The sequence below is a fragment of the Kitasatospora purpeofusca genome (genome assembly GCF_000718025.1).
In the GTDB taxonomy this organism is placed as follows: domain Bacteria; phylum Actinomycetota; class Actinomycetes; order Streptomycetales; family Streptomycetaceae; genus Kitasatospora; species Kitasatospora purpeofusca.
In genome coordinates, this window is sequence record NZ_JODS01000001.1 from 510,479 (window position 1) to 523,138 (window position 12,660).

Annotated in this window: 12 protein-coding genes and 1 pseudogene; 7 read left to right on the forward strand and 6 right to left on the reverse strand. The window is 73.8% G+C overall.

Going from position 1 to position 12,660, the window contains the following annotated elements:
• Positions 1-85: 85 nt before the first annotated feature.
• The 3 genes from IF01_RS0102365 to IF01_RS0102375 all read right to left on the reverse strand — a co-directional run bounded on the left by IF01_RS0102365 (position 86) and on the right by IF01_RS0102375 (position 3,256).
• Entirely contained in the window at positions 86-1,468 is a 1,383-nt protein-coding gene (locus IF01_RS0102365) for a pyridoxal phosphate-dependent decarboxylase family protein (RefSeq protein ID WP_094745443.1), read from the reverse strand.
• Between the two features lie 222 nt (positions 1,469-1,690).
• On the reverse strand, positions 1,691-2,155 hold the full coding sequence (locus IF01_RS0102370; protein ID WP_051742023.1) for an Lrp/AsnC family transcriptional regulator: 465 nt from the start codon (positions 2,153-2,155) through the stop codon (positions 1,691-1,693).
• A 177-nt stretch (positions 2,156-2,332) separates the two neighbouring features.
• Entirely contained in the window at positions 2,333-3,256 is a 924-nt protein-coding gene (locus IF01_RS0102375) for an NADP-dependent oxidoreductase (protein ID WP_030391523.1), read from the reverse strand.
• 201 nt (positions 3,257-3,457) lie between these two features.
• Between IF01_RS0102375 and nadA the strand changes: the two genes are divergently transcribed.
• Positions 3,458-4,642, forward strand: coding sequence for a quinolinate synthase NadA (gene nadA, locus IF01_RS0102380; protein WP_369826238.1), 1,185 nt, complete (start codon positions 3,458-3,460; stop codon positions 4,640-4,642).
• Positions 4,643-4,759: 117 nt separating this feature from the next.
• Here the strand turns inward: nadA and pspAA are convergent, their stop codons facing one another.
• Entirely contained in the window at positions 4,760-5,053 is a 294-nt protein-coding gene (pspAA, locus tag IF01_RS0102385) for a PspA-associated protein PspAA (RefSeq protein WP_030391525.1), read from the reverse strand.
• 75 nt (positions 5,054-5,128) lie between these two features.
• The gene (locus IF01_RS0102390; RefSeq protein WP_078879583.1) at positions 5,129-5,932 is read right to left on the reverse strand and encodes a PspA/IM30 family protein; all 804 of its coding nucleotides are present in this window, start codon (positions 5,930-5,932) and stop codon (positions 5,129-5,131) included.
• A gap of 375 nt (positions 5,933-6,307) precedes the next feature.
• Between IF01_RS0102390 and IF01_RS0102395 the strand changes: the two genes are divergently transcribed.
• Together IF01_RS0102395 and IF01_RS0102400 are read left to right on the forward strand one after the other, a co-directional pair.
• Entirely contained in the window at positions 6,308-6,865 is a 558-nt protein-coding gene (locus tag IF01_RS0102395; protein ID WP_045938270.1) for a DUF3043 domain-containing protein, read from the forward strand.
• An 11-nt stretch (positions 6,866-6,876) separates the two neighbouring features.
• Positions 6,877-7,791: a class I SAM-dependent methyltransferase gene (locus IF01_RS0102400; RefSeq protein ID WP_341845474.1), complete on the forward strand. Its 915-nt coding sequence runs from the start codon at positions 6,877-6,879 to the stop codon at positions 7,789-7,791.
• Positions 7,792-7,854: 63 nt separating this feature from the next.
• Here IF01_RS0102400 and IF01_RS0102405 read toward each other — a convergent pair whose 3' ends face one another.
• Positions 7,855-8,058 (reverse strand): hypothetical protein, encoded by a 204-nt coding sequence (locus IF01_RS0102405; RefSeq protein WP_030391529.1) that lies wholly within the window; start codon positions 8,056-8,058, stop codon positions 7,855-7,857.
• Between the two features lie 69 nt (positions 8,059-8,127).
• Between IF01_RS0102405 and cobU the strand changes: the two are divergent.
• The 4 genes and pseudogenes from cobU to IF01_RS0102430 all read left to right on the forward strand — a co-directional run.
• A pseudogene (cobU, locus tag IF01_RS0102410) lies at positions 8,128-8,784 on the forward strand (bifunctional adenosylcobinamide kinase/adenosylcobinamide-phosphate guanylyltransferase); the annotation flags it as partial.
• A gap of 28 nt (positions 8,785-8,812) precedes the next feature.
• Positions 8,813-9,928 carry a nicotinate-nucleotide--dimethylbenzimidazole phosphoribosyltransferase gene (locus tag IF01_RS0102415; RefSeq protein WP_037778633.1) on the forward strand — a complete coding sequence of 372 codons (1,116 nt, stop codon included), beginning with the start codon at positions 8,813-8,815 and terminating at the stop codon, positions 9,926-9,928.
• Between the two features lie 105 nt (positions 9,929-10,033).
• Positions 10,034-10,819 (forward strand): adenosylcobinamide-GDP ribazoletransferase, encoded by a 786-nt coding sequence (locus IF01_RS0102425; protein WP_030391532.1) that lies wholly within the window; start codon positions 10,034-10,036, stop codon positions 10,817-10,819.
• A 291-nt stretch (positions 10,820-11,110) separates the two neighbouring features.
• The gene (locus tag IF01_RS0102430) at positions 11,111-12,619 is read left to right on the forward strand and encodes a leucyl aminopeptidase (protein ID WP_030391533.1); all 1,509 of its coding nucleotides are present in this window, start codon (positions 11,111-11,113) and stop codon (positions 12,617-12,619) included.
• Positions 12,620-12,660: the final 41 nt, after the last annotated feature.

Here is a 12,660-nt window from a genome sequence, read left to right on the forward strand (position 1 = left end):
GGCGGTGCCGGGCGGGGGTCGGTGCGCGCGGGGACGCGGGCTCCTCGGGACAACGGGCGGCGCAGACCGCGGGGCGCCGCGGGCGTCACTCCATGGTGTCGAGGATCTCCTTGACCATCTCCATGGTGGTGCCCGGGTGCAGGAAGGCGAAGCGGGCGACCGTCTCGCCGTCCCAGCCGGTGGGGGTGACGAAGCCGATCTGGTCCGCGAGCAACTGCTGCGACCAGCGGTAGTAGTCGTCGTTGGTCCAGCCGTTGCGCTTGAAGCAGACCGCGGACAGCTGCGGGTCGAACAGCAGCTCCAGGTGCTCGCTGTCGCGGATCAGCTGCGCGGTGTCCCGGGCCAGCGTCAGGCCGGCCTCGATGGCGTCGGTGTACGCCTGGACGCCGTGCACGGCGAGCGAGAACCAGAGCGGCAGGCCGCGGGCGCGCCGGGTCAGGTGGTAGGCGTAGTCGGTGGGGTTCCACTCGTCGCCCTCGGTGTGCAGCACGTCCAGGTAGGAGGCGTCCTGGGTGTGCACGGCACGGGCGAGCTGCGGGTTGCGGTAGATCAGCGCGGCGCAGTCGAACGGCGCGAACAGCCACTTGTGCGGGTCGACGACGAAGGAGTCGGCGTGCTCGATGCCGTTGTAGCGCTCCCGGACGGAGGGGGCGAACAGGCCCGCGCCGCCGTAGGCGCCGTCGACGTGGAACCACAGGCCGCGCTCGCGGGCGACCTCGGACAGGCCCTGGAGGTCGTCGACGATGCCCTCGTTGGTGGTGCCGCCGGTGCCGACGACGGCGATCACCGTCTCCGGGTTCGGGTCGGCGGCCAGGGCGGCGCGCAGCGCCTCGCCGGTGAACCGGCGGTCGACGGTCGGGACCTTGAACGCCTCGACGCCGATGATGTTGAAGGTGTTCTTGACCGAGGAGTGCACCTGGTCGGCGACTGCGATCCGCAGCCGGACCTCGGGGCCACTGGGTCGACCCTGCTCGGCGAGCTTGCGGCGGGCCGTGTCCCGGGCGACGACCAGGGCGGAGAGGTTGCCGGCCGAGCCGCCGGAGACGAAGGTGCCGCCGGCCGAGGCCGGCATGCCCGCGCGGTCGGCTATCAGGCGCAGCACCTGGTTCTCGGCGGCGATCGCGCCGGCCGCCTCCAGCCAGGAGATGCCCTGCAGCGAGGCGCAGGAGACCACCATGTCGAAGAGCAGCGCGGCCTTGGTGGGGGCGCACGGGATGAACGACAGGTAGCGCGGGCTGTCGGCGGAGATCACCGCGCGGGAGAGCTCGTGGTCGTAGAGCTTGAGCACGTCGGCCGGGTTGTTGCCGTCCTGGTTGAGCAGGCCGGACAGCTGGGCGCGCAGGTGCTCGCCGTCACCGGGGTGGTCGAGCGGGACCGGGTCGTACTGCAGCCGCTCGCGCATGTAGTCGAAAACCAGGTCGACCAGGTCGCTGTCGGGCCGGTGCATGCGGTCGGGGGCTGCGGACACGGGTGTCCCTCTCGGCTGTGGGGGTCGGGGAGGATCCGGTGGAACGGGGGGTTGGCACCGCACGGCCGGACATGATCAGCGTAGGCAGCCCCGGGCCCTCCCCGCGCGTCGGAACGCGGCCGGTCGGGCAGCTTTCGGGCGTCTTCGGCGGACCCGGCGCAGGATTCCTGCGCGGGGGGCGAAATGGGCCGAACGGGGAGGTTCTCCCGGCCGGCCGATCGGCTAGCCGATCAGCTGGGAGAGGACCACCGAGGAGCGGCTGCGCTGGACGCCGGGCTCGCGGCGGATCCGCTCGATGACCGCCTCCAGGTGGCGCATGTCGGCGGCCCGGAGGTGGACCAGCGCGTCCGGATCGCCGGTGACCGTCCAGGCGGCGATCACCTCGGGGAACTGCCGCAGGCTGGCGAGGATCTCCTCGGGGGCGGTCCGTTCGCGGCAGTAGACCTCGACGAAGGCCTCGGTCTGCCAGCCGAGCACCGAGGGGTCGAGCACCACGGTGAAGCCGCGGACCACCCCGCGCGCCCGCAGCCGGTCGATCCGGCGGCGGACGGCGGTGGCGGACAGGTTCACCTGGAGCCCGATCTCGGCGTACGAGGCGCGGCCGTCCCCGGCCAGCCGGGCGAGCAGGAGGCGGTCGGTCTCGTCCAGGGAGGCCCCGACCGTCTCGTTCGCTCGGCTGCTGGTCATCGGTGCGGGGCTCCACGGGTCGTGCGGCGTCGGGATCGGGGCGGGGCCTCGCCCGCCGGGGACGGCGGCAGCGGCCCGCTGAAACGGTTCGGCTCCATTCTGGCGGATGTCAGGAGCGAGTTCACCGCTGACGGATGACAACGGGAGGACGCGCGTCCGTCGGCCGGGCGGCGGCGCTCAGTCGGTGAGGAGGACGATCTTGCCCCGGGTACGGCCCTCCGCGCTGAGCGCCTGGGCGGAGGCGGCCTGGGCGAGCGGGAAGGTGGAGGCGACGGTCACGGTCAGCCGCCCCTCGTCGGCGAGCGCGGCCAGCTCGGCCAGCCCGGCGGCGTCCGGGCGGACCCAGACGTAGCGGCCGCCGAGGGCCTTGACCCCGAAGTCGGCGACGGAGGCGATCCGCGCCGGGTCGGCGACCAGTCCGGCCGAGACCTCGACGGCGTCGCCGCCGACCAGGTCCAGGGCCGCGTCCACCCCCTCCGGGGCCAGGGCCCTGATCCGTTCCGCCAGCCCCTCGCCGTACCGGACCGGCTCGGCGCCGAGCTCGCGCAGGTAGTCGTGGTTGCGCTCGCCGGCGGTGCCGATCACCCGGGCGCCCAGGGCGCGGGCGATCTGGACGGCCAGGTGGCCGACCCCGCCGGCGGCGGCGTGCACCAGGACGGTGTCGCCGGGGCCCGCGCCCACCGCCCGCAGCGACTGGAGGGCGGTGAGCCCGGCCAGCGGCAGTCCGCCGGCCTGTGCCCAGTCCAGCGCGGCCGGCTTGTGGGCCAGGGTGCGGACCGGCGCGGCCACCAGCTCGGCGTAGGTGCCGTGCTCGACCGTGTCCTTGCGCACATAGCCGTAGACCTCGTCGCCGGGCGCGAACTCGGTGACACCGCCGCCGACGGCCCGGACCACGCCCGCCGCGTCCCAGCCCATCACCAGCGGGAAGTGCGCGTCGAGCAGGCCGTCCAGCCGCCCGTCCCGCACCTTCCAGTCGACCGGGTTCACCCCGGCCGCCCTGACCTGCACCAGTACCGAGTCCGGGCCGACCTTCGGGTCGGGCAGGTCGGTGTACTCGACCACTTCGGGGCCGCCGTAGCGGTGGATCGCGATTGCCTTCATGCCACCAGCGAAACCCGGCCGGACCGGGATCCGGTTCCGGCCACGCCGGACGGGCCCGGGAAGGCTCCGAACCGGCGAGCGGTTCTCGTCACATCGACAGGATGGCCATCGTCACTCTGACGCTAACCGGTTATCATAGATTGCGTCAGTTAGACGAAAAGGCTGCACCGCTTGATCGGCCGCACAGAAGGGCACCCGCCCGTGACCACCACCATCACCGAGACCTACGGCGTCGACCCCACCCCGACGCCGCTCGCTCTGCTGCTGCTCGGCCGCCAGGCCGACCCGAACAGCGAGCGCGGCGTCGAGTGCCCCGGCGACCTCCCCCCGGCCTCCGACCCGGACCTGGTCGAGCGCGCCCGCGCCGCCAAGGCCGCGCTCGGCGACCGCGTCTTCATCCTGGGCCACCACTACCAGCGCGACGAGGTGATCGAGTTCGCCGACGTCACCGGCGACTCCTTCAAGCTCGCCCGGGACGCGGCGGCCCGCCCGGAGGCCGAGTACATCGTCTTCTGCGGTGTGCACTTCATGGCCGAGTCGGCCGACATCCTCACCGGCGACGCCCAGCAGGTCGTCCTGCCGGACCTCGCCGCGGGCTGTTCGATGGCCGACATGGCCACCGCCGAGCAGGTCGCCGAGTGCTGGGACGTGCTGACCGACGCCGGGATAGCCGACGTGACCGTCCCGGTCTCGTACATGAACTCCTCCGCCGACATCAAGGCCTTCACCGGCCGGCACGGCGGCACCATCTGCACCTCCTCCAACGCCCGGCGGGCGCTGGAGTGGGCGTACGAGCAGGGCCAGAAGGTCCTGTTCCTGCCCGACCAGCACCTGGGCCGCAACACCGCGGTGCGGGACATGGGCTTCTCGCTGGACGACTGCGTCGTCTACAACCCGCACAAGCCGAACGGCGGCCTGACCGTCGAGCAGCTGCGGGACGCGAAGATGATCCTCTGGCGCGGCCACTGCTCGGTGCACGGCCGGTTCACCCTGGACTCGGTGAACGACGTGCGCGAGCGGGTCCCCGGCGTCAACGTCCTGGTGCACCCGGAGTGCCGGCACGAGGTCGTCGCGGCCGCCGACATGGTCGGCTCGACCGAGTACATCATCAAGGCGCTGGACGCCGCCGAGCCCGGCTCCAAGTGGGCCATCGGCACCGAGCTCAACCTCGTCCGCCGGCTCGCCAAGGCGCACCCGGACAAGGAGGTCGTCTTCCTCGACCGGGCGGTCTGCTTCTGCTCCACCATGAACCGGATCGACCTCCCGCACCTGGTGTGGGCGCTGGAGTCGCTGGTCGAGGGCCGGGTGCCGAACGTGATCAAGGTCGACCCGGAGACCGAGAAGTACGCCAAGGCGGCGCTGGACCGGATGCTGGCCCTGCCGTAACGATTCGCCGGACCGCAGCCGGTCCACAGCCGGTCCGGGCGCGGTCCGGACAGCGACAAAGGGCGGGCCCCCTCCGTGCGGAGGGGGCCCGCCCTCGTGTCTGGCGCGAGACGGCGGCTACTCGGGAATGCCCGGAATGAGGCCGTCACCCTCCGCCCGCAGCATCTCGCGGACGTCCTCGATGGTGGCCTCGGCGTCCGGCAGGATCAGGTCGGACGGCTCCAGCGAATCGTCCGCCAGCGGGGTGCCGAACTCCCGCACGGCGCCGAGCAGCTCCACGAGCGCCCGGCGGAACCGTTCCTCGTCCCCCGACTCCAGTGCGGTGAGAAGCTCCTCGTCGAGCTCGTTGAGCCGGTTCAGATGGGTCTCGCCCACCTGGAACTGCCCCTCACCCATGACCCGCATGATCATGCCGTGCGTCTCCCTGTTCCTGGGGATGGTCCCGGAGGTGCTCCGGGGCGGAGCTCAGGTCGGTTGCCGCTCCGACTACTTGTTGTAGTTGATCCGCGGGCCGTCCTGCTGCTGCGGCGCGGCATCCTGCGGGCGGCCCTGCTCGATCGCCTGCGGGGCGGCCGGGGATCCCCCGGTCAGCTCGGCCTTCATCCGGGCCAGCTCCAGCTCGACGTCGGAACCGCCGGCCACCCGCTCCAGCTCGGCCTCGATGTCGTCCTTGCGGCCGAGACCGCTGGCGTCGTCGAGCGCGCCGGAGGCCAGCAGCTCGTCGATCGCACCGGCCCGGGCCTGCATCTGCGCGGTCTTGTCCTCGGCCCGCTGGATCGCCAGACCGACGTCGCCCATCTCCTCCGAGATACCGGAGAAGGACTCGGCGATCCGGGTCTGCGCCTGGGCCGCGGTGTAGGTGGCCTTGATGGTCTCCTTCTTGGTGCGGAAGGCGTCGACCTTGGCCTGCAGCCGCTGGGAGGCGAGCGTGAGCTTCTCCTCCTCGGCCTGGAGCTGCTGGTACTGCACCTCCAGGTCGTTGATCTGGGACTGCATGTTCGCCTTGCGGGTGAGGGCCTCGCGGGCGAGGTCCTCCCGGCCGAGCGAGAGCGCCTTGCGGCCCTGGTCCTCGTACTTCGCCGACTGCTGCTGCAGCTGGGTCAGCTGGAGCTCCAGACGCTTGCGCGAGGTGGCCACGTCCGCGACGCCACGACGCACCTTCTGCAGCAGCTCGAGCTGCTTCTGGTACGAATAATCGAGCGTCTCACGCGGATCCTCCGCCCGGTCCAAGGCCTTGTTCGCCTTGGAGCGGAAGATCAGCCCCATACGCTTCATGATTCCGTCGCTCATGGGCCTCGGGTGCCCCCTTCTCCGGCCTGCGGTATCAGTCTCTTACCAGACACGACGAGTGTATGTGCAGCGAGCCCGTCGCCGCAGTGCACCTGCCTGCAACAAGCCTGCTACAGGTCGGTCCCGGGAAGCCTCATCCGCGGGGTGGATCCCGCCCTCATTCCACCCGCCGGTCAGCGGAGTGATCCCCTACGGGACTCCCCCCTGAACGGGTACGGGACCCCGACCCGGGTCCCCCCTGGGGCCCGTCGCGGCCGGTCCGGGACGCGATCGATACGCGTTCGGTTCCCGGGCGACCCGGAGAAGCGTCGCCGCACCCCGTAGGCTGGTGGTGTGTTCCGACGCCGTTCAGATGAAGCCGCCGCCTCCGCCACCGTGCTGGAGAAGCAGGACGGCAAGACGCAGACCCGCGACCCGCAGGCGAAGAAGGGGCGGCCCACGCCCAAGCGCAGCGAGGCCGAGACCAACCGCCGGACCAGGGTCACCGTGCCCAAGGACCGCAAGGAGGCCTCCCGCCAGGCCCGCGAGCGGATGCGCTCCGAGCGCGAGAAGCAGCGCCAGGCGCTGATGGACGGCGACGAGCGCCACCTGCCGGCCCGTGACAAGGGCCCGGTGCGGAAGTTCACCCGCGACTACGTGGACGCCCGCTGGTCGCTGGCCGAGTTCTTCCTGCCCGCCGCCGTGCTGATCCTGGTGCTCAGCATCGTCAAGGTGCCGGCCCTGCAGCTGCTCTCCACCGTGCTGTTCCTGCTCTTCTTCGTCCTGGTGATCCTGGACTTCGTGCGGCTCGGCTTCGGCCTGCGCAAGCAGCTCGCCGAGCGCTTCGCCGGGCAGAACACCCGCGGCGCGGTCGCGTACGGCCTGATGCGCATCCTGCAGATGCGCCGGCTGCGACTGCCCAAGCCGCAGGTGCGGCGCGGGGAGAAGCCCTGACCGCCGAACCGGTGGACTCCGGCTGGGCCCCTCCCCTGTGGGACGGGCCCGGCCTCTACGCGCTCCCCGGCCAGGGGGGCGGCGGCCACGACCGGCTCGCCCAGGAGCGTGACGGGTACGAGCGGCACGGCCACGAGCGGCGGCTGCCCTCGCGCAGCGGCTCCTTCGCCGGCGGCACCGGCCCCGCGCCGGGGCGCTCCGGCACCCTGCGCAACCTCGTCCGGCAGGAGATGGTCGCCCGGCAGCTCGCCGAGCAGCTCACCGGACGCACCGCCCAGCGCGTCCTCGACATCGGCTGCGGCCAGGGCACCCAGGCCCTGCGGCTGGCCCGGGCCGGCCACTACGTCACCGGCATCGACTCCGACGCGGCCGCGCTCGGCGCCGCCCAGGAGACGCTGGCCGAGGAACCCGACGCGGTACGCGAGCGGATCCAACTGCTGATCGGCGACGGGCACCAGTGCGGGCGCTGGTTCGGGGCGCGCAGCTTCGACGTCGTGCTCTGCCACGGCGTGCTGATGTACCTGCCGGACCCCGATCCGATGATCGCCTCGCTGGCCCGGCTGCTCGCCCCGGGCGGGCTGCTCTCGCTGGTGGTCCGCAACCGCGACGCGCTCGCCCTGCGGCCCGCCGCCGCCGGCGACTGGCGCGCCGCCCTGGAGGCCTTCGAGAGCGACCGGTACTACAACCGGCTCGGTCTGGCGGCCCGCGCCGACCGGATCGGCGACCTCGCCGTCACCCTCTCCGAGGTGTCCGTGCCGCTGCGGCACTGGTACGGCGTCCGGGTCCTCACCGAGAGCACCCCCGACGACGCGCCGCCCGTGGACGGCCGACAGCTCGCCCAGCTGCTGGAGGCCGAGGAGCGGGCCGGCCGCACCGACCCGTACCGGCAGGTCGCCGCGCTGCTGCACGTCGTCGGGATGAAGTAGCCCCGACGGGCAGCCCGGGGAGGCCGCCCGCGCACCGGCGCGCGGCCCCCCGTCCGGGCCGGATCAGCCCTCGTGCAGGCTCATCGTGTAGATCTCGCGGTCGTCGTCCAGCAGGACCGCGCGGTCCACGCCGTCCTCGGCCAACTGCTTCCAGTTCTCCCCGATCCAGGTCTCCGCGTCCCCCTGGCCGGCGAACTCCTCCGCCTGCCCGCTGCCAGGGGCCACCACGGTGCCGTCCGCCTTCTCGTACCGCCACGTCCAGACCATGCCCGGCTCCTCCCGCCGACGACCAGCGATGTGCTGTGCTGCGCACCCTAGGTGCTCCCTTCCGGATCACGCCATGCGCGACCCGGCGGAGAGCACCTGCCCTCAGGTTGCCCGGCCGGATCTTCGGTATGCGCCGTGGGCGAGGATGGGCGCATGACACCTGACGCACCGCTCCCCCGCACCCTGCTCCTCGGCGGCGCGCGGTCCGGCAAGTCGACCCGGGCCGAACAGCTGCTGGCCCGGTACGACGACGTTCTGTACGTGGCCACCGGCGGTACCCGGGACGGCGACGCGGAGTGGGCGCAGCGGGTCGCCCTGCACCGCGACCGGCGCCCGGCGAGCTGGCGCACCGCCGAGACCTGCGGGCTGGAGGCCGTCCTGGCCGACACCGCCGACCCGGCGCCGGTGCTGATCGACTGCCTGGCGCTGTGGCTCACCTCGGTGATGGACGAGTGCGGCGCCTGGGACGACGCGGTCTGGGCGGACGGCGGCGAGGCCGAGGTGCAGCGGCGCTGCGAAGCACTGGCGGCCGCCTGGGCGGGGACCCGGCGGCCGGTGGTGGCGGTCAGCAACGAGGTCGGCATGGGCGTCGTCCCGGCGACCGCCGCCGGCCGACGGTTCCGCGACACCCTGGGCCGGCTCAACATGATGGTGGCCGACGCCTCCGAGCGTGTGCTGCTGGTGGTGGCGGGGCAGGTTCTCAGCGTCAAGCCGCCCGTCCACTGAGGAAGTGCGGCGTGTAGCCTTCCGGACGATGGACACGACCGTGGATCTCGATACGTTCTCCTCGCTCGTCGAGCGCCCCGACGAGAGCGCCCGGCGCGCCGCCGAGGAGCGGTGGCAGGAGCTGGACCGGCCGCTGGGCGGCCTCGGCAAGCTGGAGGAGCTGGGCGCCTGGCTGTCCTCCGTGCAGGGGCGCTCCCCCGTGCGGCCGCTGTCGGCGCCCAAGGTGGTGCTGTTCGCCGCCGACCACGGGGTGGCCCGGGTCGGGGTCTCCCGGCTGCCCGCCGCGGGCGGCACGGCCGCGCGGGTGCGGGCCGTGCTCGACGGCACCGCGCCGGTCGCACTGCTCGCCCGGCGCTTCGGCGCCGAGGTGCGGGTGGTGGACGTCGCGGTCGACGCCGACACCGCGGACTTCCCCGACGAGGTGACGGCGCACCGGGTGCGGCGCGGCTCCGGGCGGATCGACGTCGAGGACGCGCTGAGCCCCGAGGAGACCGCCAGGGCGTTCCGGGCCGGGATGGCCGTCGCCGACGAGGAGGCCGACGCCGGGACCGACCTGGTGGTGCTGGGCGACCTCGGGGTCGGCTCGACCACGGTGGCGGCGGTCCTGGTCGGCGCGCTCTGCGGGACGGACGCGGCGGCGGTCACCGGACGCGGCTCGGGCATCGACGACCGGGTGTGGATGGTCAAGTGCGCGACCGTGCGCGACTCGCTGCGGCGGGCCCGGCCGGTGCTGGGCGACCAGCTGGCGCTGCTCGGGGCCACCGGCGGCGCGGACTTCGCGGCGATCACCGGCTTCCTGCTGCAGGCCGCGGTGCGGAAGCTGCCGGTGGTGCTGGACGGGGTCGTCTCGGCGGCCTGCGCGCTGGTCGCGCAGCGGATCGCGTTCCGGGCGCCGGAGTGGTGGCGGGCCGGGCAGACCAGCGGCGAGCCGGCCCAGGCGAAGGCGTACGACCGGCTGACCCTGACGCCGCTGCAGGAGCAGGGGATCACCATGGGCGAGGGCGTCGGCGCGCTGATGGCGCTGCCGCTGCTCCAGGCCGCGGCGGACACGCTGGCCGACGAGCCGCCGACGGCGTACGTGCCGGCGGCGCCGAAGGAGCCGGCGAGGCTGCCGACGGCGGCGGAGCTGCTGGGCAAGCTGTAAGGAAGGGCCGGGGCCCGGGATCCGTCGCTGGTCGACGGGTCCCGGGCCCTGCTCTTGGCACGCGCGCTTCCGGCACCCGGCCGGGTGCCGGACGGGAGTGGGTGGTTGACGGTGCGGGACGGGCTGCGGGACGGGCTGCGGTTCGCGTTCGGGACCCTGTCGGTGCTGCCGGTGCGGGTCGACCGGTGGGACCGGGCGTCCGGGGGGCGGGCGATGGTGGCCGCGCCGCTGGTCGGGGTGGTGCTCGGGGCGCTCGCCGGGGCGGCGGGGGCGCTGGTCGCCTGGCGCGCGGGCGGGCTGCTCGGGGCGGTCGCGGCGGTCGCCGTGCTCGCGGTGACCACCCGGGGCCTCCATCTGGACGGCCTGGCGGACGTCGCGGACGGCCTGGGCAGCGGCAAGCCCGCCGAGGACGCGCTGCGGATCATGAAGCAGTCGGACATCGGCCCGTTCGGCGTGCTCACCCTCGTGCTCGTCCTGCTCGCGCAGGTGGCCGCGCTGGCCGGGCAGTTCGACGGTTCCCCGCTGCGGGGCGCGCTCGCGGTGCTCGCCGCGGCGGTGGCCGGGCGCTGCGCGCTCGCCTGGGGCTGTCTGCGCACGGTGCCGGCGGCCCGGCCGGGCGGGCTCGGCGCGATGGTGGCGAGCACCGTGACGCCGGGTGCGGCGCTCGCCTCGACCGGGGCCGCGGCGGCCCTGCTCGGACTCCTCGGGATTCCCGACGGATGGTCAGCCCTCCTGCTGCCACTGGCCGTTGTGCTCGGCACCGCCGCCGCCGGGCCGCTGCTCCGGCGGTGCGTGCGGCGGTTCGGCGGGATCACCGGGGACGTGCTCGGCGCGACGGTGGAGACCGCCGCCACGGGTGCGCTGCTGGCACTGGCGCTGCTGCCCCGCTGAGGGCGCCAAAGCCCCGGTGCCGAAAGGGGGTAGACCGGGCGGCGCGTGATCCCACCATGCGGACTACCATGCGGGGAGCACCGCAGCCCTGCACCGTCGCAGGTCCTGCCCGTCCGGCGCCCGTCGCGGCGCCGGGGCCTCTGGTGTGCGCGACCGCCGCGACGGCGGTCGCACGCACCAGGGGTCCCGGGTCCGACACCGCCGGCCGGCCTGGCCGGCGGTTCCGGGCTGCGCCGGTGCGGCACTCGCGCCGCGACCGGTCGTGGACCGCGAAAGAACAGGACGCATTACGTGACTGCATTGTCTGTGAGCACCTCCGCCGCCGCCTCGCTGCGCGCGGACGCCCTGGTGATCGGCGTGGCGAAGGGCTCCAAGGGCATCGTGCTGGCCCCGGGCGGCGAGGCCGTGGCCGAGGCGTTCGAGGGCAAGCTGGCCGAGGTTCTCGCCACCCTGGGCGCGACCGGCGCCGAGGGCGACGCCGTCAAGGTGCCCGCCCCGGCCGGTCTGAAGGCCGCGCTCGTGCTCGCGGTCGGCCTCGGCGACGCCGTCGAGGGCGGGTACGCGCCGGAGGCGCTGCGCCGCGCGGCCGGTGTCGCCGCCCGCACCCTGGCCGGCAGCAAGAAGGTCGCGCTGGCCCTGCCGGCCGAGTCCGCCGAGGAGGTCGAGGCGGTCGCGCTGGGCGCCCTGCTCGGCACCTACGCGTACGGCACCTACAAGAGCAACGGCAACGGCGGCAAGGAGCCGGTCGGCGAGCTGCTGGTGCTCTCGACCCGCAAGGGCAGCAAGGACGCCAAGGCCGCGGTCGAGCGCGCCGTCGCCGTCGGCGAGGAGATGAACCGCGCCCGCGACCTGATCAACGCCGCGCCGAACGACCTGAACCCGAAGTCCTTCGCCGCGATCGCCCAGGCCGCCGGCAAGGAGCACGGCCTGAAGGTCGAGGTGCTGGACGAGAAGGCCCTGCTCAAGGGCGGCTTCGGCGGCCTGCTGGGCGTCGGCAACGGCTCGGCCAACCCGCCGCGGCTGGTGAAGGTGGCGTACACCCACCCGAAGGCGAAGGCCACCCTGGCGTTCGTCGGCAAGGGCATCACCTACGACTCGGGCGGCATCTCGCTGAAGCCGGCCGGCCACAACGAGACCATGAAGTGCGACATGGCCGGTGCCGCCGCGGTGTTCGCCGCCGTCGTCGCCGCCAAGCGCCTCGGCCTCCAGGTCAACGTCACCGCGTGGCTGGCGCTGGCCGAGAACATGCCGTCCGGCACGGCCACCCGCCCGGGCGACGTGCTGCGGATGTACGGCGGCAAGACCGTCGAGGTCCTGAACACCGACGCCGAGGGCCGCCTGGTGCTGGCCGACGCCATCGTGCGGGCCGGCGAGGAGAACCCGGACGTCATCGTCGACGTGGCGACCCTGACCGGCGCGATGATCCTGGCGCTGGGCAACCGCACCTTCGGTGTGATGGCCAACAACGACGAGCTGCGCGCGGACCTGCACGCGGTGGCCGGCGAGGTGGGCGAGCAGTCCTGGCCGATGCCGCTGCCGGCCGAGCTGCGCAAGGGCATGACCGAGTCGACCATCGCCGACCTGGCCAACATGGGCGAGCGGATGGGCGGCGGCCTGGTGGCCGGCCTGTTCCTGAAGGAGTTCGTGGCCGAGGGCATCGACTGGGCGCACCTGGACATCGCCGGCCCGGCGTTCCACGAGGCCGCGCCGTTCGGCTACACCCCGCGGGGCGGCACCGCCTCCGCGGTCCGCACCCTGGTCCGCTTCGCCGAGCAGAAGGCCGCGGGCGGCAAGGGCTGACGGACGGGTACGACCGAGGACGGGGTCCGGCGCGCACGCGC

Coding starts and splice junctions, on each gene's coding strand:
- IF01_RS0102370 (WP_051742023.1), bottom strand. CDS start 2,155: ATGACCAGCAGCCGAGCGAACGAGACGGTCGGGGCCTCCCTGGACGAG.
- IF01_RS0102375 (WP_030391523.1), bottom strand. CDS start 3,256: ATGAAGGCAATCGCGATCCACCGCTACGGCGGCCCCGAAGTGGTCGAG.
- pspAA (WP_030391525.1), bottom strand. CDS start 5,053: ATGATCATGCGGGTCATGGGTGAGGGGCAGTTCCAGGTGGGCGAGACC.
- IF01_RS0102390 (WP_078879583.1), bottom strand. CDS start 5,932: ATGAGCGACGGAATCATGAAGCGTATGGGGCTGATCTTCCGCTCCAAG.
- IF01_RS0102405 (WP_030391529.1), bottom strand. CDS start 8,058: ATGGTCTGGACGTGGCGGTACGAGAAGGCGGACGGCACCGTGGTGGCC.
- IF01_RS0102415 (WP_037778633.1), top strand. CDS start 8,813: ATGGACACGACCGTGGATCTCGATACGTTCTCCTCGCTCGTCGAGCGC.